Annotated in this window: 18 protein-coding genes and 1 pseudogene; 7 read left to right on the forward strand and 12 right to left on the reverse strand. The window is 37.7% G+C overall.

What is annotated here, in order from left to right; translation table 11 throughout:
• Nucleotides 1-358, reverse strand: a pseudogene (locus BP861_RS03500) (hypothetical protein); the annotation flags it as partial.
• Nucleotides 359-413: 55 nt separating this feature from the next.
• On the opposite strand from BP861_RS03500, the gene BP861_RS03505 reads away from it, so the two are divergent.
• The 4 genes from BP861_RS03505 (at nucleotide 414) to BP861_RS03520 (ending at nucleotide 4,476) form a co-directional block, all read left to right on the forward strand.
• On the forward strand, nucleotides 414-695 hold the full coding sequence (locus BP861_RS03505; RefSeq protein WP_292372627.1) for a hypothetical protein: 282 nt from the start codon (nucleotides 414-416) through the stop codon (nucleotides 693-695).
• Between the two features lie 215 nt (nucleotides 696-910).
• Nucleotides 911-1,927, forward strand: a complete 1,017-nt coding sequence (locus tag BP861_RS03510; protein WP_292372629.1) for a DUF5996 family protein — start codon at nucleotides 911-913, stop codon at nucleotides 1,925-1,927.
• Between the two features lie 562 nt (nucleotides 1,928-2,489).
• Nucleotides 2,490-2,825: a hypothetical protein gene (locus tag BP861_RS03515; protein ID WP_292372631.1), complete on the forward strand. Its 336-nt coding sequence runs from the start codon at nucleotides 2,490-2,492 to the stop codon at nucleotides 2,823-2,825.
• A gap of 679 nt (nucleotides 2,826-3,504) precedes the next feature.
• A complete protein-coding gene (locus BP861_RS03520; RefSeq protein ID WP_292372633.1) occupies nucleotides 3,505-4,476 on the forward strand; it encodes a helix-turn-helix transcriptional regulator in 972 nt (323 codons plus the stop codon).
• Between the two features lie 247 nt (nucleotides 4,477-4,723).
• Here BP861_RS03520 and BP861_RS03525 read toward each other — a convergent pair whose 3' ends face one another.
• The 11 genes from BP861_RS03525 to BP861_RS03575 form a co-directional block, all read right to left on the reverse strand.
• Nucleotides 4,724-5,110: a hypothetical protein gene (locus tag BP861_RS03525; RefSeq protein ID WP_292372635.1), complete on the reverse strand. Its 387-nt coding sequence runs from the start codon at nucleotides 5,108-5,110 to the stop codon at nucleotides 4,724-4,726.
• A 110-nt stretch (nucleotides 5,111-5,220) separates the two neighbouring features.
• Nucleotides 5,221-5,625, reverse strand: coding sequence for a hypothetical protein (locus BP861_RS03530; protein WP_292372637.1), 405 nt, complete (start codon nucleotides 5,623-5,625; stop codon nucleotides 5,221-5,223).
• 1,443 nt (nucleotides 5,626-7,068) lie between these two features.
• On the reverse strand, nucleotides 7,069-7,410 hold the full coding sequence (locus tag BP861_RS03535; protein WP_292372639.1) for a DUF86 domain-containing protein: 342 nt from the start codon (nucleotides 7,408-7,410) through the stop codon (nucleotides 7,069-7,071).
• A 307-nt stretch (nucleotides 7,411-7,717) separates the two neighbouring features.
• Complete coding sequence (locus BP861_RS03540) at nucleotides 7,718-8,011, reverse strand: hypothetical protein (protein ID WP_292372641.1); 294 nt, start codon at nucleotides 8,009-8,011, stop codon at nucleotides 7,718-7,720.
• Nucleotides 8,012-8,454: 443 nt separating this feature from the next.
• Nucleotides 8,455-9,192, reverse strand: coding sequence for a M48 family metallopeptidase (locus BP861_RS03545; RefSeq protein ID WP_292372643.1), 738 nt, complete (start codon nucleotides 9,190-9,192; stop codon nucleotides 8,455-8,457).
• Nucleotides 9,193-9,282: 90 nt separating this feature from the next.
• Complete coding sequence (locus tag BP861_RS03550; RefSeq protein WP_292372645.1) at nucleotides 9,283-10,050, reverse strand: ABC transporter permease; 768 nt, start codon at nucleotides 10,048-10,050, stop codon at nucleotides 9,283-9,285.
• Entirely contained in the window at nucleotides 10,037-10,993 is a 957-nt protein-coding gene (locus BP861_RS03555) for an ATP-binding cassette domain-containing protein (RefSeq protein ID WP_292372647.1), read from the reverse strand. Before BP861_RS03555 ends, BP861_RS03550 begins: the two co-directional genes overlap by 14 nt.
• Nucleotides 10,994-11,128: 135 nt before the next feature.
• Complete coding sequence (locus BP861_RS03560) at nucleotides 11,129-11,410, reverse strand: type II toxin-antitoxin system RelE family toxin (RefSeq protein ID WP_292372648.1); 282 nt, start codon at nucleotides 11,408-11,410, stop codon at nucleotides 11,129-11,131.
• Nucleotides 11,407-11,595, reverse strand: coding sequence for a hypothetical protein (locus tag BP861_RS03565; RefSeq protein WP_292372650.1), 189 nt, complete (start codon nucleotides 11,593-11,595; stop codon nucleotides 11,407-11,409). Before BP861_RS03565 ends, BP861_RS03560 begins: the two co-directional genes overlap by 4 nt.
• 226 nt (nucleotides 11,596-11,821) lie before the next feature.
• A complete protein-coding gene (locus tag BP861_RS03570; RefSeq protein ID WP_292372652.1) occupies nucleotides 11,822-12,205 on the reverse strand; it encodes a hypothetical protein in 384 nt (127 codons plus the stop codon).
• Between the two features lie 603 nt (nucleotides 12,206-12,808).
• A complete protein-coding gene (locus BP861_RS03575) occupies nucleotides 12,809-17,374 on the reverse strand; it encodes a metallophosphoesterase family protein (RefSeq protein ID WP_292372654.1) in 4,566 nt (1,521 codons plus the stop codon).
• A 757-nt stretch (nucleotides 17,375-18,131) separates the two neighbouring features.
• On the opposite strand from BP861_RS03575, the gene BP861_RS03580 reads away from it, so the two are divergent.
• From BP861_RS03580 to BP861_RS03590, 3 genes are all read left to right on the forward strand, one after another.
• Entirely contained in the window at nucleotides 18,132-20,054 is a 1,923-nt protein-coding gene (locus BP861_RS03580; protein WP_292372656.1) for a hydantoinase/oxoprolinase family protein, read from the forward strand.
• A 384-nt stretch (nucleotides 20,055-20,438) separates the two neighbouring features.
• Complete coding sequence (locus BP861_RS03585) at nucleotides 20,439-22,418, forward strand: hydantoinase/oxoprolinase family protein (RefSeq protein WP_292372717.1); 1,980 nt, start codon at nucleotides 20,439-20,441, stop codon at nucleotides 22,416-22,418.
• A 242-nt stretch (nucleotides 22,419-22,660) separates the two neighbouring features.
• Complete coding sequence (locus BP861_RS03590; protein ID WP_292372658.1) at nucleotides 22,661-23,206, forward strand: pyruvoyl-dependent arginine decarboxylase; 546 nt, start codon at nucleotides 22,661-22,663, stop codon at nucleotides 23,204-23,206.
• Nucleotides 23,207-23,428 lie beyond the last annotated feature (222 nt).

The following is a 23,428-nucleotide window of genomic DNA, read 5'->3' on the forward strand; positions in this document are numbered from 1 at the left end:
TTCCGTAATTTGAGTGTGTATTTACATGTTTGGGGTCTGATTCCAGGGCAAGTTTATACTGCTCCTCTGCTTCCATAGGTAGGTTCAAAAAGTAAGAAGCAGTTCCTGCATTATAATGAGCAGCTACTTTTGCATGTCCTGTTGATAAGCTTGCAGCGGTCTTTGCAAGTATATATACTAATTCATAGGACCCTTCAGACCCACAAAAAGTGCTTAAAACTAATAACTGGTCGGAAGAGATTGAATATTTTGTTGAAAAATTTATTGCAAGGTCAACTGCTTTGTTTAAATTTCCTTCTTCAGATTGTAGAGACTCAACTACAATTTTCAGCAGTTCTTCTACCACATCGTTATCCATTTATTGGCTACCTCAATGGAGCTTCAACCCGGAAAATAATTTTTAAATCATTGTTTTGAAACATATAAATAATTTTTTATATTGTACAATCGGCCTGGAACTGGCTCAGATAGGAGATATTTTGCTAATAGCCGGCTCAGATCAAGCCTTAAAATCCTTCAGACGCATGCAGGCTACTTTTCTTGTAGATTCTCTCTGTGAATTCAAGGTTTATCTGGAAGAAAAAGGCGCAAAAATTCTCCGGGTCCTGGATAAGGTCCCAACCGGCAGGAATATGACAGTAAAGTATTCCAACGGCTCGGTAATAGAATACGTGGAACATTCAAACCAGTCCTGAAAAATAAAAAATAAGTTATTAATTCAAAAGTCCGGTTCCAGAGCCAATATTTTAATTTTTTTCACTCGGGCAGGAAAGGTTTTAAACTTATAAATTAACGGAATCTACAACTTATAATCATACTTTTATAAATTTAACAGAATTGTCACTAAACTTTACTATCGTTGATACTGTCATTGATTTAGTAATCTAGGGGTTTTCCAGAGGGGGTAATTATGGTAAGTACTAGCTTTACGCGGGATGTTCAATTTCCGCCTTTGCCGCTTGAAGAATGGGAAGATACGAAAAATACGCTGCACCTGTTTCTGCAAATCGTGGGAAAGGTCAAGCTTGCGCTTTTTCCGAAAATGAACCATTGGTGGCATGTACCGTTTTACGTTTCAGTGCGCGGGCTTACTACTGGGCCTATTCCTTACGAGGACATGACTTTCGAAATGGAGTTCAATTTCCGGGACAAGGAACATGTTTTAAGAATCGAGACGAGTGAAGGAGACTTGAAATTCGTGCCTTTAAAAGGGTTTTCGGTTGCTGTTTTTCATGACAGGGTGTTTTCGAGTCTTGGTGAGCTCGGGATTACGGTGGGTATCAGGCCAGTGCCGTATGATATATCTGGAGTAAGTACCGAGCCTTTCCCATCCGATTATCAGCACGCGACCTATGACGAAGGATATGTGAATCGGTTCTGGAGAATCCTTGTGCAAGTCTCTTCCGCCTTTCAGGTTTTCAGGGGCTGGTTTATAGGGAAAAGTTCTCCTGTCCATTTCTTCTGGCACCGCGCTGACCTGGCCCTGACTCTGTTTTCAGGAAGGCCTGCACCTGTAAAGGAAGGAGCAAACCCTGTAGAACTTGAAGCTTCCTCGCATGAAATAATCAGTTTCGGGTTCTGGGCAGGAGATCAGAACATAAAGGAACCTGCTTTTTATGCGTACATGTACCCGCAGCCTGCAGGTTTCATGAATGAGCCACTTAACCCAAAAGAAGCTTTCTGGAGCCATCAGGCAGGGCTTGCGCTTTTAATGTATGAAGATGTCCGAAATTCAGCAGATTCACCGGAAAAAGCGATCCTGGATTTTCTTGAGAGCGTGTATCAGGCAGGAGCAAAAAGGGCAAACTGGGATATTGAGGCTTTCAGGCTTACATCATCCGAAAAGAAAGTTAAGGGGCAATCTCAAAAGCAGCATAAAGAGCAGGCGGATATACTGGAAAAGCTGGAGAGGCCTGACTCTGAATAAATTGATATTGTTGTAAATATTAAGCATATGAGCTTTTTTAAGAGCTTTATATACTAAACCTGTTATTTACAGTTTAATTTCCAAATAAAGTTTTATAATTTGTTATTTTGCTAATTCAGCTATTTTTAATCAATTTTTCTTATAAGTATATTTATATTTAATCCAGTCAATATTTATATATAACTCATGGGTAGCAAATAAAAAACTTAATGGCAAAACAATCTAATTAATTATATTTATAGTCAAAGGGGCAAGTAGAAATTTACAGGAAAATGAAGATCTCAAGTTATTTAGTTCAGGGGTCGAATTCAAGTTAATTAACTTAAGGGTTGAGTTCAGATTAGCGAGTTTAGGGGGCTGAATTCAAATTCGTGAGTTCAAAAGTTGGATTCAGGTTCGTAAGGTCAAGGTTGAATTCCTTACTATAAATCCAAACCTCACAGGCTTTAAAGCCATAACAGGTTTTAAGGCAAAAGATCTAAAGACCACGGATTTTGGAAAAGAACCTTTTCACACGCGTTAAATCATTTTTCATTCAATTAAATAAGTTAGGAGTTAATTTATGGCATCTAAAAAATTTGATAGAATTAAAAAGACTTTTGCTGTTTTGCTGGTACTTTGTTTTGTGCTGTCAGTAACAGCTGCCTCAGCAAGCGCGGCTAGTAATAGCAAGAACAAAGATGGCTACAGCGATGGCTACGGAAAAGGCTACAAAGACGGCAGAAAACAAGGCCAAAAAGATTGCAATCAATATGGAAGCAAGGATACGCTTTCCAAAATTCCTTCTCCTTACAATGATTACAGGTGGACCAAGTACTACAAAGCTAGTTACAACAAAGGCTACGAAAAAGGATATATCGATGGCTACAATGGAAACAGATACACATGCTTAAAATAAAAACAAAGTATATTAATAATAAAAATGACATGCCTTTAATCTCTAAAGTTACATTTTTTAATCCCTAATAGACACCAAAATCAGAGGAGAGGATCTTATGTAAAAGTTCTCGCTTTAGTGATCTTTTTAGTGATCCCGTTTACTCACCATGTCTAATCATCTTACTTACTTTTTAGTTTGATATTCAGAAAAAACATAGTCTAAGTCACAAATTTTGACATTTGTCTATTAGCTTTAGTAGCTATTAACTTTAATAAAATTGAGAGGTTTCGCATAGCAGGAATATGGTATTATTTGAATTATTCGAATTGTAAACTGTTCTTATGTAATTTTGCACATATTGTTGTCATTTTATATCGATAGAATTAAATAATAAACGATATATTTATTTATAATTTATACTTACCTAATTGTAGTTCGTAACTATAAAAGTCTATAAGGATAAAGAAAGTTCTCAATGGGCCTGCTTCAAAATTATATATTTGATCTTATCAGAATAATCTTGAAACATGCTCATTATGGCAAAGTCGATGATGGGTCATGGGGGCGATTCATTGGAAAAATCCGGAAAAATAAATGTACATTCTACGTTTGGAAAAATTTTGATAAGATTTATGTTTACAAATTTTAGTAACTGACCCCATAGCCTCAACTTACAATACTGGATTTACTGGTAGAGATGAATTTGAGGTTCTACGTCCTGCTCATTACTGCTTTACTCACTTTAGGGGTATCTCTCACTTCAGGGCTACCTTTCATAGCAGACAGCAAGATCACTGCAACAATCCATGGGGCAACATATGCATGGGATACCCTTGAACCCCTCAACGATACTGTGATTAATATCAATTCCAATCCTTCTCAATCAATAGTAGCAAAAAATGGCACCTATTCTTTTGAACTTGGACCTGGAGACTATGTTATTACAGCCAATTATTACCTGAACAACACCATAATTTATTCAAAACAAACAACTTTGAGGATTGAAACTGAAGGAAACTATGTCTTCGATCTCCTGCTTTACCCAGCTTCTGTAAATCCAGTAACGGAAACAATCGAGGATAAAACAAGTAATGTCAATAATGTCAGCCCAGCCGAAAAAACCAGGACTGACTCTTTTACTGAGACCGACTTTTCGACTAAGACTAATTCTTCTACTATAAGTTACAGTTACGTATCAGTAATCCTTATGTTTCTTCTTCTGCTCGGTGGAGGTTATAAACTTTCCAGAAGGCACAAAAAAATGAAAATGAATATGCGTCAGGAAGGGAAGTTCGGTACATCTGGATTACTGGCAAAAGTCCTCAGTAAAAGCAGTGGTTCTGGAGTGAGGCCGGGGTCAGGAAATTTAGGGGAGACAGTTTCCATAACAGAGCCGGTAATAGACCCAATAATAGAAACTACAGATAATTCCAAAATTGAGTCTGCTGATCTTAAAAAGTCTCCCCTTTCTACTGAGCTGCGCGAAATCCTGGACGTAATTCGGGGCCACAGGGGCAGGATCACGCAAAAAGAGCTGCGTAGCAGGCTGGATTATTCAGAAGTAAAAGTCAGCCTTCTGCTTTCAGAACTGGAAAAGAGAGGACTGATTAAGAAGTTCAAGCATGGGCGTGAGAATATCGTAATTTTAATAGACGAAGAACGGATGTAATATAATGAAGAACGGATATAATGACGAAGAACGCATACGAGAAACGTTAAAATTAACATGACTTAACAATAATGGAATAGTAAAAGAGAATCTGGAGAAGGGTCACTTAATCTCCTCATGGGCTTTGGATATTCGTGATCCTCCTCATTTTCGGAGTAGTAAGAACCTTACTGCTCTAAATTTATTTTGTCCAAGGGGTGTGCTATAGAACTACAGGCTTGTTTTTCGCCAGTTATCACGAACTGTTTCAGTAGTATCTGTGATAATTGCCGTAAAATTTGTTATAACTCATTAACCATTTCATATACATTTTGTACCAGTTCATATAAGATGTGTGCCATCTATTGTAGTCGTTCCCATGTCTCTTATTGTTCCACTTTTTCCTGTCGTTGTCCCACTTTCTCTTATCATTATCCCACTTTTTCTTGTCGTTGTCCCACTTTCTCTTATCATTATCCCACTTTTTCTTGTCGTTGTCCCACTTATTCCTGTCGTGGTTATCAAATTTGTTCCTGTTGTCATCTCGTTTGTTCCTATCATTGTCCCAAGATGCTGCACTTACTGATGCAACTGTCACTGACAGTACAAAACAGACTGCCAGGAAAATTCCCAGTATCTTTCTCATTTTCAACACATAACCCACTCCCAAGTTTAATCGAAATTATTCTTTTAATTAAGATTGCTGCTTGTTTAATCCAAGGGGTGTATGACGAAATAATTGTAGTCTCATTTTACAGCCAGTTCTTACCATCTGCTTCCATAGTGGCTGTAGGATTCGTAGTACTCGTAGTAGTAGCTGTAGAATTTGCTGTAATAACCGCAGAACTTTTCATAGCTGACAAACCAAATTATATACATTCTATACCATTTGGTGTACTCTTTGCCATGTTTCTTATTGTCCCACTTTCTCCTGTCGTTGTCCCATTTTCTCTTGTCGTTATCCCACTTTCTCTTGTCGTTATCCCACTTAATCCGGTCTTTGTCCCACTTAATCCGGTCGTGGTCATCAAATTTGTTCCTGTTGTCATCCCATTTGTGCCTGTCATTGTCCCAAGGTGCTGCACTTACTGATGCAACTGTCAGTGACAGCACAAAACAGACTGCCAGGAAAATTCCCAGTATCTTTTTCATTTTCAACATACCATCCACTCCAAATATTTATTCAAACCATCTTACCATCTTTTTACTATTCAATACGATTTGACACTATAATAACGCCGATAAATCTCCAGATTTGTTTTTGAAAACCATCGGTTTTGTTCTTTACATTGTCAATTTTGAGTGTTTTTCCACTTATCTGCCGGCTACTTAAAAGCCACTTAACTATTCTTGTTGTCTTGCCGACTATCTGCGGCTTGACAATTCTAAAATTCGCTAGATTAAATATAAATATACTTGTGATAAACAAGAGATTAAAAAGGTTTAATTAAAGAAAGAATCATTTTAAATGGTTTATCTAGTAAAATAAGGGTTTTTAAAATTTTAAAGTTATTTTTATTTATATATAGCCTTATTTATTACTTATAAACCATCTTAAACTTCGGGCTTTCAAGGCAAGTCACTCGAGTCTCAGGTGTATAAATCTATTTACATTTCCTGAAACATAGAGCTGTGTTTATTTCCCAAATTAATCGATAATTTGCCATAATGATTGTATCATTTAAGTATCTCTACTGGCCATTAGGTAAGGAATTTTCTTACCTGAAATATGATCTTTATTGGTCAAACAGAGTTTAAGTAGTATAATTACAGAAAATAAGTATTTCTAAACTTTAAATTTATTTTATAGTTAGAAATATAGCTTTAAACATCATAATAACCTTTCAAAAATAGTATTTTTTAGTAAAAAGTGATATATTTGCTTGTTTTTAGGTTTCTCAAAAATAAGGATAAAATTACCTTACGATTATTGAAGGCACAGGACTTACCCAGTATGAAGCTTAACTGATAAAGCAGTAGAATGAGGGTTAGAACTCTCTTTCATCTCTGGTGATTCGCTGGGGGCGGCAGGGCTCCAAAACCTCAGCTAGGTTAAACTTCTTAATATGGCCAGCGCTTTTGTTCTTCAGCTCCTTAGGAACAAGGTTGCTGTATTCATTGCAGTGCCTTTTCTCTGCTCCAGCTATAAATTCTCCTGACCCCGGTGACTCAAGGCCAATATCTCAATGTTCCTGTACAGGCCGTTCAAAGTAAGTCCCAATATCTATGTGGAATCATAGACAAAGAAAACGAAGAAAATTCTCATCCATCAAAAGCAAATTAAATTGCTGGACAAAAAGATGCTGAAAATAGTGTACTATTAAAGAAAAGATACTGAAAATAGTACTATCAGTTAGCATTAATGGGGATTGGGCATCCGGATATTGGGGAGTTGGGGGGTATGGGGGGTTATTAAAAAGAGTTAAAAGGTCTCTTTTGACCTTCCCAGATGCCCAATATCCTACATTACTTCATTATATATAAACTTAAAGATTTAATCTTACATTGGCTAAGCATAGTCAAACTATGTAAAAAATAAATTGGCACTTCCAGAAACTATTATTTCCAGAAGTTGATATAAATATGAATTTAAAAGCCAGAAATATATCGTTTTTAGCTTAAAATTTTAACAATTAATGGTTTTAAGGATGAAACATCCTCTACTGCTATATTCCAGATGGCTTCAAGATCAAGACCTAACTCGCCATGAACCATTTTATCGCGCAATCCAGACATTTCTCTCCATGGAATCTCTGGATGCTTCATTTTTAAAGAATTCGGCAAATTTTTCGTGGCTTCCCCAATAATCTCAAGAGCCAGGATTACAGCATATATGGTTTTATCGTCTGTGGAAAAGTCCTCAAATTCAAATCCTTCAATAAAACTCTCTATTTTCTCGACTGAATCAAGAATATCAATCAAGAAATCCTCTGGTTCTCTTTCTTCGGCTTGCATAAAGCCATACCTCTTTAAGAAATCGTATTTCAATTACGGAATATGTTTCTTATCTATTTGTTATTTTCTGCTATCGATCTTTATGAGAAAACCAGATTGCGACAAAATTATTTTTATGATTGATTTTTCACAAGCCTTTTCAAAAAGTCTTGAGAGAAAAAGTTCTCGACGATACTTTATTCGGATTAATATCGTCTCATAGAAGGATTTGGAGAACAAAATCTCTTAAGACTTGATAAACGTTAGCTGACTCTAAAGAAAAGCAGTAGCCTAAAAGTCAACAAAGCCGGGAATGCCATTCAGCTACTCAAGCAACAGACATCGGCATGTGTATCTGATAGTAATCGTTACCCACTTTAATTACGTTCGATCCTTTTAAAAGAAGAAAATCTTCTACCTGTTTCCATTCAGCAGAATCAACTGTAAATGCCTCTCCTGCAGTCTTGAGTGCTCTCCTTAAAACCGGATACTCTCCGATTTCACCTTCAGTAACAACAGCATATTTCTCGGGTACTGTTTCCAGTCTTTCGGCTTCGATCCAGTACTCAGCTGAGTTTATATGGTTATAGGCCCCGAGAGCAAAAAAGCCCGCAGAGATCAAAAAGAGAGCTCCAAAAGATATAGCAAACCCCTTAAGAACAAAAGCTGGAGAATAATTCCTTAAAACTAGTATTTCGGTCGCAAAAAGGGTCAAATAAATCAAAAGCATCAGGTAAATTGATCGAGGGGGATGTATTCCTCTAAGTATATACCCACTCAAGTAAAAAGTAAAAATCCCAATAAAAAAGAACATTGCATACTTTTTTGTGTTCTTGCTCTGATTTTTCATAAATCCCTAATACATAATAAACGTAACAGTATTTATTTTTTTCGAAACTGGATGTTGCAATTCTTATGTTATAATTCTTATGTTATAATTCTTATGTTATGATTCTTATGTTATAATTCTTATGTTATAATTCTTATAGAGAATGAAAAGATTAGAAATAAAAAGGGTTAGAGAACGAATAGAATTCAGAGGCAAATGTATTATTTTTACTGGCTTTAAAGCACATATTTCCAGCCGTCTTTTTTCAGGCTACTCCTGTACTCTTCATAATCAGGCATGAGTTCTCGGACCAGCTTCCAGAATCGTGCAGAATGATTTTTCTCTTTTACGTGGCAGAGTTCGTGCACCACCACGTACTCAAGTTGTCTTGGCGGAGCCATTATAAGCTGGAAATTTATCCTCAGGACATTTTCCGCAGAGCAGCTTCCCCAGCGCCTTTTCTGGTGCTTTACCTTAAAAACCGGAAGAGCTACCCCAAATTTTTTAGAATAATTTTCTAGAATTTTCTCAACTTCTTCCTTGGCACATTCGCTATAAAAACTCCAGATAGCTTCTTTCACCAGAAAAGGAATCAGATCTTCAGAAGTATTCTCAGGAACCTCAACTGTGAGTTTGGAATCCTTGAAAAAAGCCAGGGGTTTTTTAGCGCTGTCCATGAATGTGATTCTCAGAGGATATTCTCTGCCCAGATAAAGATAAACTTCCCCTTCACGATACTGCTTTTTTTGATCCAGCAGCCTGTTAGTCTCGAACCATTCAAGCTTTTTAAATATCCACAGAGCTTTCCCTTTAACCATTTCCCGAATAGTATCATTGCTCAGTCCCTGAGGCGCCCGAAACTCAACTCGCATATCAGGACGGACTAAGATAGCCGCTCTCTTTCTCTTTTTACTATATATGATCTCGTAATTTATAGTCCTGCCACAAGCAATGATCCTGTCGTTTTTCCGCATCCTGGTTTCCTCAGTTTCTAACGAGTTTCTAATTTAATCGTTTTTATTGCTCTTTTTTACTTTCTTTAATCTAGACTTTGTTTATCTTTCTCATTCATTGAACTTCTTGTAAAGGTAGTTTGCCGTTACCTGAAATATCAGGATGAATACTATCAGCGCCAGAATATCCAGAAGCGGTGGAAATAACGATTTACCGGTATATGCATACTCAATCATATCATTTCCGTAAGTAAGGGGGGACACCAGTGCGATCTGCTGGCCGATTCTGGGCATAGTCGATATAGGAATAAAAACTCCGGAAATGAAAATAAGCGGTAGTCTTACCGTGTTGAGTATCGACATAACCTCTCCCACATTCTCGGTGGGATATGCGGCAAATAATGTCCCAAGGGTCGCAAAACAGAACGCTGTAAGTGCCATGGAAGTAATAAGGATTGGTATGTTCAGGATAGGCGTACCGAATACAATAACACCAATAGCAAGCGGTAAACATGCAATACCGAGGCTATACAGAAAACCGCTCAGGCTCTCGCCAGTTACCAGTGAGTATAAGGACATCGGTGCCGAAAGAAGACGTTCAAAGGTTTTTACTCTTCTTTCGATAGGTATTGAGACCGGTTCTATTGATGAAGCCGAAAATAAGAGAGTAATTGAAATCAGCCCGGGAATGAGCGTGCCAGGCTGGGTGTTTTTTCCAATGGCAAAGGCAAGGAACATGAAAACTGGGAAGAATAAGCCGGAAACTATGATATTGGGCTTGAAGTAGTAAATCCGCATGTCCTTTTTGGCAATCGCCCATGCAGCTGAGAGTTCACAGGAAAGGCGCTCTGCTAATCCTCTATTTTCAGTCGATGGCATGGATTTTTTCACCTGTCCGCTGCAGACCTGTCAACCGTATGAACACATCCTCAAGACTTGGACCAAGAGTCGTGATACTGACAACTTTAAGGTTATGCGTGTGGGCATAACCCATTACTGCATTGATGACTTCAGAGGGATCTTCAGTATAGAGCTTAAACTTATCACCTGCTTTTTGTGCCTCATTTACCATGGATAAACGGCTGAGTTTGTCAAGCTGATCTGCCGAATTATGATCAAAAGAGACTTCGATCGACTGCACGCTCTGAATAGTTTTTTTCAAGGATTCGGGTGCATCAATTGCAACGATACGCCCTTTATTGATAATCGCTACCCTGTCACACATGATATTTGCCTCCTCAATATTATGTGTCGTTAAAAAAACCGTGACACCCTCTAGGACAAGATCGGAAACTACTTCCCTAATTATGAGATTGCTTTGCACATCGAGCCCCGAGGTTGGTTCGTCAAGAAACAGCAAACGTGGGCTATTGACAAGTCCCATTGCGAGCGTTAGACGCCGCTTCATCCCTTTTGAAAAATCATGCGCTTTATCATTGCGCCGTTCGTATAATTCAAACTTCTTGAGCAGTTCGTTTGCCTTTTTTTCTCTTTCTTTTCGTCCCACATGGTAGAGTTCGGCGGAAAACATCATATTCTGCCATGCAGTTAGGTCGTCATAAACATTGGAATTCTCGGACACAATGCCCATTGACTGCCGTGCGGCAATAGTGTCGTGCTCAATATCATGGCCAAAAATGCTTGCCGTTCCAGATGTAGGTCTCGAAACGCCTGTCAAAATACGAATAGTAGTGGTCTTGCCAGCCCCATTGGGACCCAAAAAACCAAATGTTTCTCCCTCGCTAACTGAGAAACTAATATCATTTAGTGCAGTAAGAGAACCAAATTTCTTGATTAGATGAGATACCTCAATTGCTTGCATATATTCTGATACTACATTAATCCTTAAATCATTCTCACAACCTTTTTTTCGAAAAAAAAGCTTGACCAAAAAAACAATATGACTGGTAAAAACAGTATAACTGGAAAAAACAGTATAACTGGAAAAAACATGAATTCACACATAAGCTGTATTCATATCATATGCCCGCGTGTAGTGTTCAAAAACTAGCAGGGTAAGGATATTTGAGTCACGGTCAAAAGTATAGACCAGCACAAAAGGCCCGATATGAATTCTCCATTTATCTTCAAACTCGGCTTCAAGGGGAACGCCAATTTCCGGCCTGTAAGCCAGAAGGCGGAGACGGTGTTTCAAGTAATCATAACCTGGCCTGTCAAGCCGATATAAATTTTGAAGGTTTTTGCGGATTGAGGGGTGAAGGGCTACTTTATATGTCATCCCTCTACCTTCTCGAAGAGTTCATCAAGCTCAAAAACAGGCAGGCGGTGGACTAAACTATCCTGTTCCGCTTTCCGGATTTTAGAAGCGAAGGACGACTGAAAGGTCGCTTCAGGCGGATACTTAATCTCATTAAACTTTTTCTCAAGCTCTCTTAGCTGGTTGAATATTTCTGTAAGTGTCATAACTACCAGCTTAAAAACCGATTCTTGAAAGTCTTTAAAATTTCAGAATTTTACTGCTGAATCTGAAATTAGTACTATTTTTCACAGCCTGGAGTTAATGCTGATTTCCCGTGAGATGTTGCATTTCTTATTGCAATAGGTTTTGAAAAGGTATTGCTCCTTTCCATAAACCAGATCAATTCTTTTCTTAATCATCCTTAATTTAATCGAACTTCATGTAATAAAATCAAAGCTGATCGTCAGTCCTTTCTTCATAGCCCTTTGATGGCTTCCATCCCTCAGTTCCTAATGCTTCCAGTACTGTATAAACTCTACGATCTGTAGTTCCGCTTTTCTCTGCTATTTCATCTATGGTTGCTTTAGGAATCGTTCCATCATTTCCTGCTTTACACTGAATCAGTAATGAAGCTATTTCATTGAATGTCTTTTTAGCTCCATTAAACTTTTTGGTCTCGCTGCAGTCCTCTTTACCTGATAAATTCAGAAACTCCCTTGCAAATTGTTTTGATGTTTCACTAACATTCGCTCCATTCTCAGGTGTCCATTCTAAAAAATCCAGTTTGCATGCTTGCAACTCTGCAAGATATACTTCATCATTTTGATCTCCCATAAAGTTTACCAACTCCTAAAATTAGGGTTTCTGTTTGAGTCTATTGTTATATTAGATTCAATTTTTCTATTACTTATTAGATATTGAACGATAAAGTACTTTTTAATTTAAGACCTTGACTCCGACTTTTTGTAGAGAATACCTTGAGATCAACATTTTTTCCATAAGTTTTTTCAGCCCTTAAGAAATCGATTTTGATAAGAAAGTGGATGGAAAATATATTCCTCTTCAATAGGGGATATATTAAATGGCGTTTTTTATAATCAAGTCAATCGCACTTTTGAAAACAAATTAATTTTCCATAAATTGAAATATGTAGTTTTCGTAAACTTGAAGATTATGCGAAAGATTAGAAAAAATAGAAGAAAGAAATAGCTTTATTTGTCTTTAGTTTTGGTCTATATAAAGCGTTTACTGTTTCATATAAAGCATTTAATGTTTTACTTTTATCATAGAGTTTTCAATGGCTATATAAATAATTTGAGAATTAAATTATAGTACTTTTGGCTTTGGGGTTCTTGCTATTGAAAATTATGTTTTTACTGATAAGTCCTATTATATGTTCCCCATAATACATTGGAGTTAAGGTTAAGAAATCATAACTCAATCTTCCATCATTTCTTTGTCTCTCTGTATCCAATCGCTTATTGATTTTTTGGCTTGTTCATAGAGCCAGTTGTAGAAGTCCCAAGTAGGTGATCCTGGTTGATATTTTTCCATAAACTCTTGAGCTTTATCACGAAGTTTTTCATCTTGAGGACTTGGTTGACCAGGAATTCCTGTCTTTACTCCATAAAGAACTGAGTCTGATAGGTTAGATCTTACTTCTATATAGCACTCGTCACTAATAACTTGAGCATTTGTAAGTAAGTTTGAGACTAGATCAGAATGTGAGAACACAAAATCAGAGGGAGCCTCCTTAACAAGAACTCCCACTGCTTTTATTTTCTCTTCATCGTTAGTGTTTATCCACTCATTCAGAACTTCAAGACTAGTTGATGAAAAATCAGAGATATACGAATATAGCTTTGGAAGCCAAAATCTGTCTTTCTGATCTGGGATTAACGATCGATCTCTAACTTTTCGAAGTATCTCTTTGTAATGAGGACTAAGGGATATTCCGTCTAATCCTTTGCCGAAAAAACCTATGTAAGGCAAAGGTTGAAATCCATCCAAATTATATTTTACATTTTTAGATAAGTCTACCCTTTCCAAAAGGAAATCAACCAATTTTTCAGGTATTTTTGTACTACAATATGTTAGAAAAATATTCAAATAATATAAATTCCCCTCAATAGTTTTGATTTTGGATAATTTTTCAAGAAGTAATTTAAGTTGTTCTGCATCCAAGTTCTCAGGTGAGATCCCATGTTTGTTAAACATACTACAATACATATCGGCTAATTTCTCATCGTTTCCAAGTTCAACGCTCAAAGCAAGCTTAAGAGCTTCATCTTTCAGACTATTGGGGAAATAACCAAGAGATTCAATAGCCAGTTTTCTTGTGTCTGTATCTAGCGAACTTAGTAATTGCGTTATTATTTTGATTTCTTCATTTTTTAGTCTAAGTGCCCATCCTCTATATGCATATCCTTCTGCTACAGAACGACAGAGGACCATATCACCACTATTGACAACAGTCTCCGTTAACCTTATAGCTGTATTCTCATCTTTTCTTCTAATCCCTAACAATAAAAACTCTAAATAATTAGCTAAAGGTTTCGATGTATCGGATATAATGTGATTGCAAATCTCACAAGCAATTTCATGATCTATAGTGGAAAGAGCCACCAAAAAGTCAGCTGGATTAATTGTAATCTCAATAATTTGGAACTTGGTAATGGTTTCATTTAGAGAGTCAAAAATCTGTTTACCTTTATTATTACATCTATTCAGGAATTCTCTTGCTACTTTTTCCATTTCTTGGGAGATCTGTTTCTGATTCTCCTCAAAGTTTTCATAATCCCTGTCATAATGATACCAAACCGCTCTCATAAATTTAGTATCAAAGTCTTCGGGAAGAGATCTTATAATTGAACTGGCTTTCTCTGCAACCTCAGGTTGGTTAGTTTGTCTAGCATGCCAAGCAAGTGATGATTTTATCTGAATTTTCACAATAGGATCTGTTGTAATTTTTGAAGCTTCCTCTATGATTTTAAGTATTCCCATTTGTTCTGGAAGCCATATTTCAATCTCAGCAGTCGAAACACTCTTTCCAAAGAAGCCCATAGGCTGATTTAAAGCTTCAGATAGACTCTTCAATGCCCTTAATACAACCTTAGTTGATTTGGAGTTAAGATAGCCTCCAATTAGCGATATTACTTTCCTTCTTATGTGTTTTGTATTTTCATAAGAGACTAAGAAAGGTATAAAGCTTACTTCAGCACCAGTCAATCTATTGGCAATTCCTTCTTTTTCTAACATTGGATCAAGTATATCCAATAGAGAGCATATACGATCATAATCATTAGGATATTTTAGCTGTCTTTCAACAAAATCAAGGACTATGGAGTTGTGTTCTAATGGTTTATACATTTCATACTTGGCTAAATCTACAACTGTCATTGCATATTTCGATTTAGAGTTTGCTTTCTTTGTTTCATCGTTGGCTAAGTTCCAAAGAAATTCACAAGATTGTCCGGTATATTCAATATTGTGACTGATATTTCTTAATAAAGGGGGTATTTTTTCTAGCACATCATCGTGAGTGAAGTTATATAATGATGAGCCATTCTTTTCTGATATTGGGTTATTGATTGCATATTCAATTAATTTTAATGTTCTCCTTGGTTGAAAATAAGCTATATTTTCCAATTCACCAAATAAGTTTGCTCTCTCAAAATTGGTTGAATTTTTGAATTCATCTACTATAGTGTCCCATATTCCTACTAAAAGATCAGCTTCTTCCCGCTTTCTGTTAACTCTCCAGTCTAATTCTGATAAATTATTCAATATGTTTTCTCGATAAATATCTCCAAAGGCTTCAAATATCTCTTGAGAGTACCCTGTACAATCACCGTATGATGTAATACATGAATTGCGTAGTATATAATCTGACAAAATATTGGGGGTTATCCTTAGTTTGGATCCTATAAGATGGAGTGCTCCGTTTCTTTCAAGAATATCAATTGATCTATTAAGTTTTGACTTATTTATATCAAAAAACTCAGACACTCTTTCAATGAATCTATCATCTTTTGGAATTGGGGATAAAATAGAAATGATTGAAAGAATATCTTGACAAAAAGCTGCTTCAAGATCATCACTAATGGAACCTGATAATATATCTTCCTGAAATCTCCTAAAAACTGTATCTTGAAATTCTTGATTTTGTTCTAAAAAAGCTGGTTGTATTTTATTTTTAGCAATAAGTTGTGCTCCGACGACTAAAACTATGGTTGAGTCTTTGGCTACTTGAATTAGAGATTCTAAATATTGGTTATCTACAAGTATATTTTTCCCAAGAGTTTCTTTTTCTTTTCTTTTAAGACCTTGCACTTCTGAAATTTCTTCAATTTCTCGAGTGTCAAATCCACATCTATTGCAAATATTTCTAATATAGTTTCGTCCATGAGGTCTAAAAGCCATTATTATTTTTATGGAAATATCTGCCTGCTGAGCAGTTTCTAATAATGTAACAATATCTTTTCTGCGATGGGCATCATCTACCACTATAACACATTTTCTTTCAGGTAATTCATGAATTGAATCAACTGTAAGTGAAACGCTTTCATTAAGATATCTGAGTTCCCATTCATGATATTTTGATTCGAAAATGTTCCCGAACTCTAAAAGTATCCTGCTTTTTCCGATGCCACCCCTGCCAGGCAAAAGGGCGATTTTTTTCCCATGTTCTATAAAATCGTCCAACTGTGATAAAATATCGTCTTGACCTACAAAGGTGTATGTGTGATTCAGCAGGTTTGTACTTTTAAGATAACGAGAGAAGAATTCGTTGGTAGAATAAAAGGTTTTCAAACGGATTTGGCTTTCTCTTACATGTTTTGATGACTTCGATCTCAGATTTCCTTGTATATTTTTGTTTAAAGAAACAGTTATTCTAGGAAGGGACTTTTCCTCATGGTTATGTGTCACGATATCCAATTTATTATTAGTTGTATTTTCTTCTATCTTAATACTTGTATTCAAGCTCTTCTCTAGATTAGGTATATTCAAAAACTCTAGGTTATATATCCCATAATCGTCAGTCTCTCCACCTATTATATGCGGTATCCAATGTCCATTATCGTACTTGCGTAGAAATATTTCTCCTTTATTTTCTTCAGGGTACAACCTCACAAAGTTATACACGTTTTCTTTTCCATAACCGTTGTATAGAGCTCCAGAAGCAATCCTTATATGCTGATTGATACGAGAAATCCATTCTTGATGCTCATGCCCGTGAAGACAGAAATTAAACATTCTCTCCATATTTTTCCTTATATTCAGTTCTTCAAACTCAGTAAACCAATTTGGAGGATGATGAATGAGTGATATCGAAAACATGGCATCTTTTCTGGAACGATAAGAACTGAGTATTTGATATATTCCGAGCCATAAATTTCCTTTTTCTCCGTCTCCTGAAGATGACCACGATGAATTCAAGCCTGTTATTCCTACTTTAAATCCATTTATTTCACGTATTGTTGAGTATAATAAACGTTCGGGTTCGCCAAGCAGGTGATCATAACCTCCTTTTTCCAGAAAATGACGGTAATCTGCCAAGCGCTCCATGTATCTATTCCACTGTTTGTCATTGCTTTTCATAAGTCTGTTGATAATTTCTCCTGCATTCTCCTTTCCGCTTTTTTGAAGATTCTTAAGCCATTCTATTTGGTCTGGCGTTATTTGGGTCCGATTGACATCGTGATTTCCAGGGACAATAAAGATATTAGTTTTAGGTATACTCCTTGAAAATGTATTCAAAATTTTTTCAATGAATTCTTGAGCTTCAATATATTGATCTTCGAGGAGTAAAGACTTAGAATGGTCTTGACCGAAAGCTACGTCGCCTGTGAAAAAAATTAAATCCGGAATTAAACCATATTTTTCTTCCATCAATTTTAGATCAGTAAAGAAACTATCAAAGATTTCTTGGCAGTTCCAACTATTTTTTTCTTTACAGAAATGAGTATCAGAAATATGTAACCAAGTAATTGTTTCAGTCATGGCACCAGCGCAGGTTAAATTGTTATTGAAAATAAACTTGATAGTTATAAATCAAAATAAATTTAACTTTTTCGTTTCGTTTTTATTTTGAAATATTTGCCATTAGTGGTATTTAATTTGACATGAAATCATGTGCGTTTGACACGAAATTGCTTTCAGGTACTTCATTTATTTATCTTTGTTATTCGAAGAATTTCGTGTTTATTTTGTTCAATATCATTGGTATTCCTCTACTATTCGAGTAATGTTATCTTCAAAACACTCTTAGGACTTATTGTTAGACAACTTGGGTAATGAATAACATTTTTGAACAAAAATCAATGGTGTTGCTGATGAAAATAGTTAAGTACAATTCAAAAATGTACTAAAGTTATTATGAAGTAGATCTTTAATGACTTTTCTCTGTTTTTTTGTTCCAAATTTCGGTATGGATAGAACATGCTAACTTTAGCATATAGAAAAGCAAGCATCTTTCCACTGAAAATTCATCATGAAAACGTCAACCAAATAATAAAAGACTAATTGGATTAAATATTAAAATCAGGAATGAGAGATTCGGAAGCCTTTCTGGATCTCGTTTTTCGGACAGAAACTCAACTATCTTTTTCCATTCTGACATTTTTTCTCTTTTCTTTGACAGTACACCAATCACTCACCAACTGTTATATATTTTTAAATAGAATATATTTCTGGCAATTTAAGTCTCATAAGCTAATTTCATGAACCCCTATTTCAAAAATGAACAGGAGACATTTAGATGCAGTACAGCATGGGTATTGATGCCGGAGGCACCTACACAGATTCGATTATCATTCGTGACTCCGATGGCAAAGTGATGGATTCGAACAAAGCACTTACTACTTATCCCGACTTGCTTGAAGGAATAAGGAATTCAATAAACGGTCTAAATCAAAAATATTTAAAAGACATAAAAATGGTTTCAGTCTCAACAACGCTTGCCACAAACACAATCCTTGAAAAAAATGGCTATCCTGTAGGTTTGATTCTTGTAGGAGACTATGAAATTCCTGAAAAAATGCATGTTGAGTTCCATACCGTCATCAAAGGAGGGCATGACCACCATGGTGCCGAACTTGTTTCCCTTGATATGGAAGCTGTGGAAGCTTTTGTCAGTAAGGTTAAGGATAGGGTTTCGGCTTTTGCAGTCTCTTCTTATTTCAGTATCCGAAACCCTGCTCATGAACTGGCGGTCAAAACTCGTATCCAAGAGCTTACTGGAATGCCTGTGGTTTGCGGGCACGAACTATCCCTTGACCTTGGAGCCTACGAGCGAGGGACTACAGCCTATTTAAATGCCCAGCTAATTCCTATTGCAAGCCAGTTCATCCGCTCAATCCAGGAGGAAATCTCCAGGCGGGGAATGGATTCAAGGCTGTTGATGCTCAAATGCGACGGTTCGGTCGTGGGCATTAACGAAGCTCTGGAAAAACCGATCGAATCTATTTTTTCGGGCCCTGCAGCGAGCCTTGTAGGAGCATCTCACCTTTCAGGGCTTGAGACCTGTGCAGTTATTGATGTAGGCGGGACAAGTACGGACGTTTCCATGCTCGAAAACGGGCTTCCAGAACTCTGTGCCGACGGGGCTGTAGTCGGAGGCTGGCAAACAAAGGTAAAGGCTATCCGCATGGAAACCTCGGCAATGGGAGGAGACAGCCATGTCTGGATCAGGAATATGAAAATAAACATCGGCCCAAGGCGGGTTATCCCACTCTGCGTTGCAGCGGTCAAATATCCGGGTTTCCTCGAAGTCCTGAGAAAAGGGAGAATTCCCGGAGCTATGCGTCTTGACGAAAATGTGCAGCCTACCAAGTTTTTTGTAAAGACAGGTGTTGAACCCTCAGACCTAGGAAAGTTTGAAACGGAACTCTTTGAGAAAATCGGAAATTTTCCTGCCTCTCTTAACGATATCTTCTGGGAGACCAAGAAAACGCTTTCTCCGGGCTTGCTTGATTCGCTTATCAGAAAACGCCTGATCCAGGCAATCGGTTTTACTCCAACCGATGCGCTTCACGTGCTCGGGGAATATACAGCCTGGGATAGGGAAGCTTCAATTGTGGGAGCAAAACTTCTTGAACGATATACTCAGACCGACCATATCAAGCTCTGCAAACAAATAAAACAGGATGTTGCAAGGAATATGGCCTTAAATCTGGTATCTTTCATCCAGAAAGATGTGCTTTCTTCGGAGATCGAAAAAATCCTCCTGTCCGACAGGTTTACGCAGTTCAGGATGAAAATCCCTGTAGTGCTGATAGGAGGCCCTGTAGTCGCATATGCCAGAGAGTTGAAGCAAATTCTCGACGCCGACATCAGAATTCCAGAGTACGCCGAGGTAGGAAATGCCGTCGGAGCTGTTGTGGGCAAGGGCATAAAAAGGATTGAAATCCTGATCAAAAGTACCTACTCAAAAGATAAGAAAAGGCTTGTTCTTTTATTTTCGCCTCAGGGCAGGGAAACCTTTGGAAGCTATCCTGAAGCTCTTGAATATGCAAATACCCTGGGAAGAAAACTCGTCATGGAATACATGACCGAAGCCGGCCTCGATAAGGGACAGGTTCAAATCGAGGTAAGTAAAAAAGATGTATCTCTGAGTGAAGCAGGAGCAATTCCCGTGGAGACAAAGCTTGTTTTTGTTGGAGTCGGGATGCCAAAAATCTGAGTATCGGAGAGTTCCCGGAATATTTATATATTTATCCCCAATAGTGCAAATAATTTCATTGCTGAATTCAACATTTGTTCTTGAATCTATTATCTACTCCCAAACAGCTGTTTGTTTCCAGAATAATATCCGAAATAAACTTCTGATTCTGAAAAAAGGATTCCAGATGAGCTGAACGAGACTTACCAGACTGAATTGAACTGATCAAGCTGAATCGAACTACCCAACCTGAATATAATTTATTATCCAGATTCTGTGGTTAGAACATCAGCATGTAATTAAAATTGCATAAGAGTGGCAGCATTACAAATGGCAAGAAAGGGTAATGCAAAAAATATCGGAAAAATAAAAGTGGAGATCTAAAAAATGGACTGTAATTCAAAAATGGCATATGATCTGGGTATTGATGCAGGTGGAACTTATACTGATTCGGTTTTAATTCGGAAATCAGATGGAAAAGTTATATGCTCAAACAAGGCCCTTACAACCTATCCTGATCCTCTTGGGGGAATAGAGAAATCAATTGACGGACTTGATCCGGAAAAGCTAAAACTCGTATCGGTTGTTTCAGTTTCTACTACTCTTGCCACCAATACTATCCTTGAAAACACAGGATATCCTGTTGGGCTGATCCTTATCGGAAATTATGATATCCCTGACGATTCGGAAATTAAAAACTGGATAATGGTACAGGGAGGGCACGACAGTAATGGCGAGGAAGCCGCAGCCCTTGACCTCTTAGCCGTAGAAAAATTCGTACTTGAAATAAAAGACAGGGTCTCGGCTTTTGCAGTTTCTTCTTATTTCAGTGTGCGAAATCCTGAACATGAACTGCGCGTAAAAACCCTGATTCAGGAGCTTGCAGGGTTGCCTGTTGTCTGCGGGCACGAACTGGCCCAGTCTCTAGGAGCCTATGAAAGGGGAGTTACCGCCTACCTCAATGCCCAACTCCTACCTGTAGCAGAGGGCTTCTTAAAGACGGTAGTAAGCGAGATTGAAAGCAGAGGTCTCAACCCTAAGATTGCCATGCTCCGTTGTGACGGATCAGTAGTAAATATGCATGAAGCCATGAAAAAACCCATAGAATCAGTCTTTTCAGGCCCAGCAGCAAGTCTTCTTGGAGCTTCCTACCTATCCAGGCATGAGACCTGCGCGGTAATTGACGTTGGAGGGACAAGCACGGATGTTTCCCTAATTCACAAAGGGCTTCCTCACCTCAGCGAGACAGGAGCAGTTGTGGGGGGCTGGCAAACAAAAGTCAGGGCGCTGCGTATGGAGACTTCGGCTATGGGGGGAGACAGCCATGTCTGGGTCCAGAGTGGAAATATAAACATAGGCCCCAGAAGGGTTATTCCGCTCTGCAGGGCAGCAGTCCTGTATCCTGATTTCATGAGCACTCTGAAAAAACGCTGGATTCCAGACCGGCTCAAACTGGACGAACATATCCAGGCAACAAAATTCTTTATCCGGACAGAGCAGAAACCTGTTAATTTGAGCCGGGAAGAAAAAGAGCTCCTTGCCCTTATACGAGATGAACCACTCTCTCTCAAAGACGTTTACTGGGACAGAAATATTCTCCCTTCAAAAAGAGTAATGGATTCTCTAATCCAGAAGCGGCTTGTCCAGGTAATCGGTTTTACTCCAACGGATGCCCTGCATGTGCTTGGTGAATACACTGAGTGGAATGCCGAAGCCTCGGAAATCGGAGCAACTCTTCTTGCAAACTTTATAGGAATCGACAGGCATGAGTTCTGTTTAAATGTGAAGCGGCTCTTTGCCAAGAACATGGCAAGAGACCTTATTGCTTTTCTGATGGAAGGAGTAGATAGAACCGAAATTACAAAAATGCTTGATGGCAATTTCTTCGCTCGATTTAAAGTGGATATTCCTGTTATCCTGCTTGGAGGTCCTGTACGGGCGTATGTGGATGAACTGAAGAAGCTGATAGATGCAGATATTCTTGCTCCGGAATATTCAGATGTTGGAAACGCCGTCGGAGCTCTTGCAGGAAAAGGGACAAAACGCATTGAGATTACGGTGCGCACACTTTACAGTGAGTCCAAGTATGACCTTAAGACAAAGGGTATTTTTGTATACACCCCTGTAGGAAGGAGGCACTTTGTAATCCGGAGCGAAGCCCTGGAATTTGCTGAAGCTTTCGGGAGAAAGCTGATTCTTGATTACATGGCCGAATCAGGGCTTCTCCCTGACCAGGTAACAGTTAGTGTACAAAAAAAGGATCTAAAAGTCCATGCAGGTGAAATTCCTATAGAAACCAGATTTCTCTTTGAAGGGATTGCAAATTCCGATGTGTATGAAAAAGCTCTTTCTGGGCAGAGCAAAAAAGCTGAAGGCTTTTCCTAACTATCCGAGCAGGTTCATTCCCTTGATCGTAATTCTTACAGAGAAACCTCTGTCTCTGAAAATTAAGAATGAAAAGGATAAAGTTCATAACTCTGGTGTACGTTTCAGAGATGAAAGATAGGACTATCAGCCCAATAGTTCAGCTTACTACTATAGAAAAATTTTAAATTATCTATGTGTGTATTGATTGTTCATACAATGGAAACCGCACAGAAGACGCATAAATCCCTTAAGGAGTTAACATGATCCCAAGAAAAGCATTTTTGACAAAGGGTACCGGGGTACACAAAGACCGCTTAGCATCCTTTGAACTTGCACTAAGGGCTGCAAAAATAGAGAAATACAATCTTGTAAGTGTTTCAAGTATTCTGCCTCCCAATTGCAAACTCGTACCCAGAGAAGAAGGACTTTTAGAGTTAAAACCTGGTGCTATTGTCCATTGTGTACTTGCAAGGAATGATACTAACGAGCCTCATCGTTTAATGGCCTCGGCTATAGGAACTGCAGTTCCTGTAAATGAAGAAAATTATGGGTATATTTCAGAACATCACTCTTTTGGAGAAGAAGAAATTACTGCAGGAGAATATGCTGAAGACCTGGCAGCAACAATGCTTGCAACTACCCTTGGCATAGAATTTGACGCAGAAATGGCCTGGCATGAGAGAGAGCAGGTCTACAAGGCAAGTGGACATATTTTTGACACTTTCCATATGTGCCAGACCGCAAATGGCGACAAAGACGGAAAATGGACTACAGTTGTAGCTGCAATGGTTTTTGTTACAAAATAATCGTCACCGAATATAAATGAATTGAGGAAAATATAAACAGTAAAAGTAATTAAAAAATAGAAAATTAGTTAATAAACAAGGAAAGTAACAAGAAAAGTAAATTAAAACGTTAAAAAACTTTATTTTAAAACGTTTTTTAATTGATTTAAGGGGAAGAAATCCAGGCTTCCCCAGTCTTATAGGACAATGTATCAAAAGTTCTGTAAATTCGTTCTACACATG

Source organism: Methanosarcina sp. UBA411 (assembly GCF_002495725.1).
Classification (GTDB): domain Archaea; phylum Halobacteriota; class Methanosarcinia; order Methanosarcinales; family Methanosarcinaceae; genus Methanosarcina.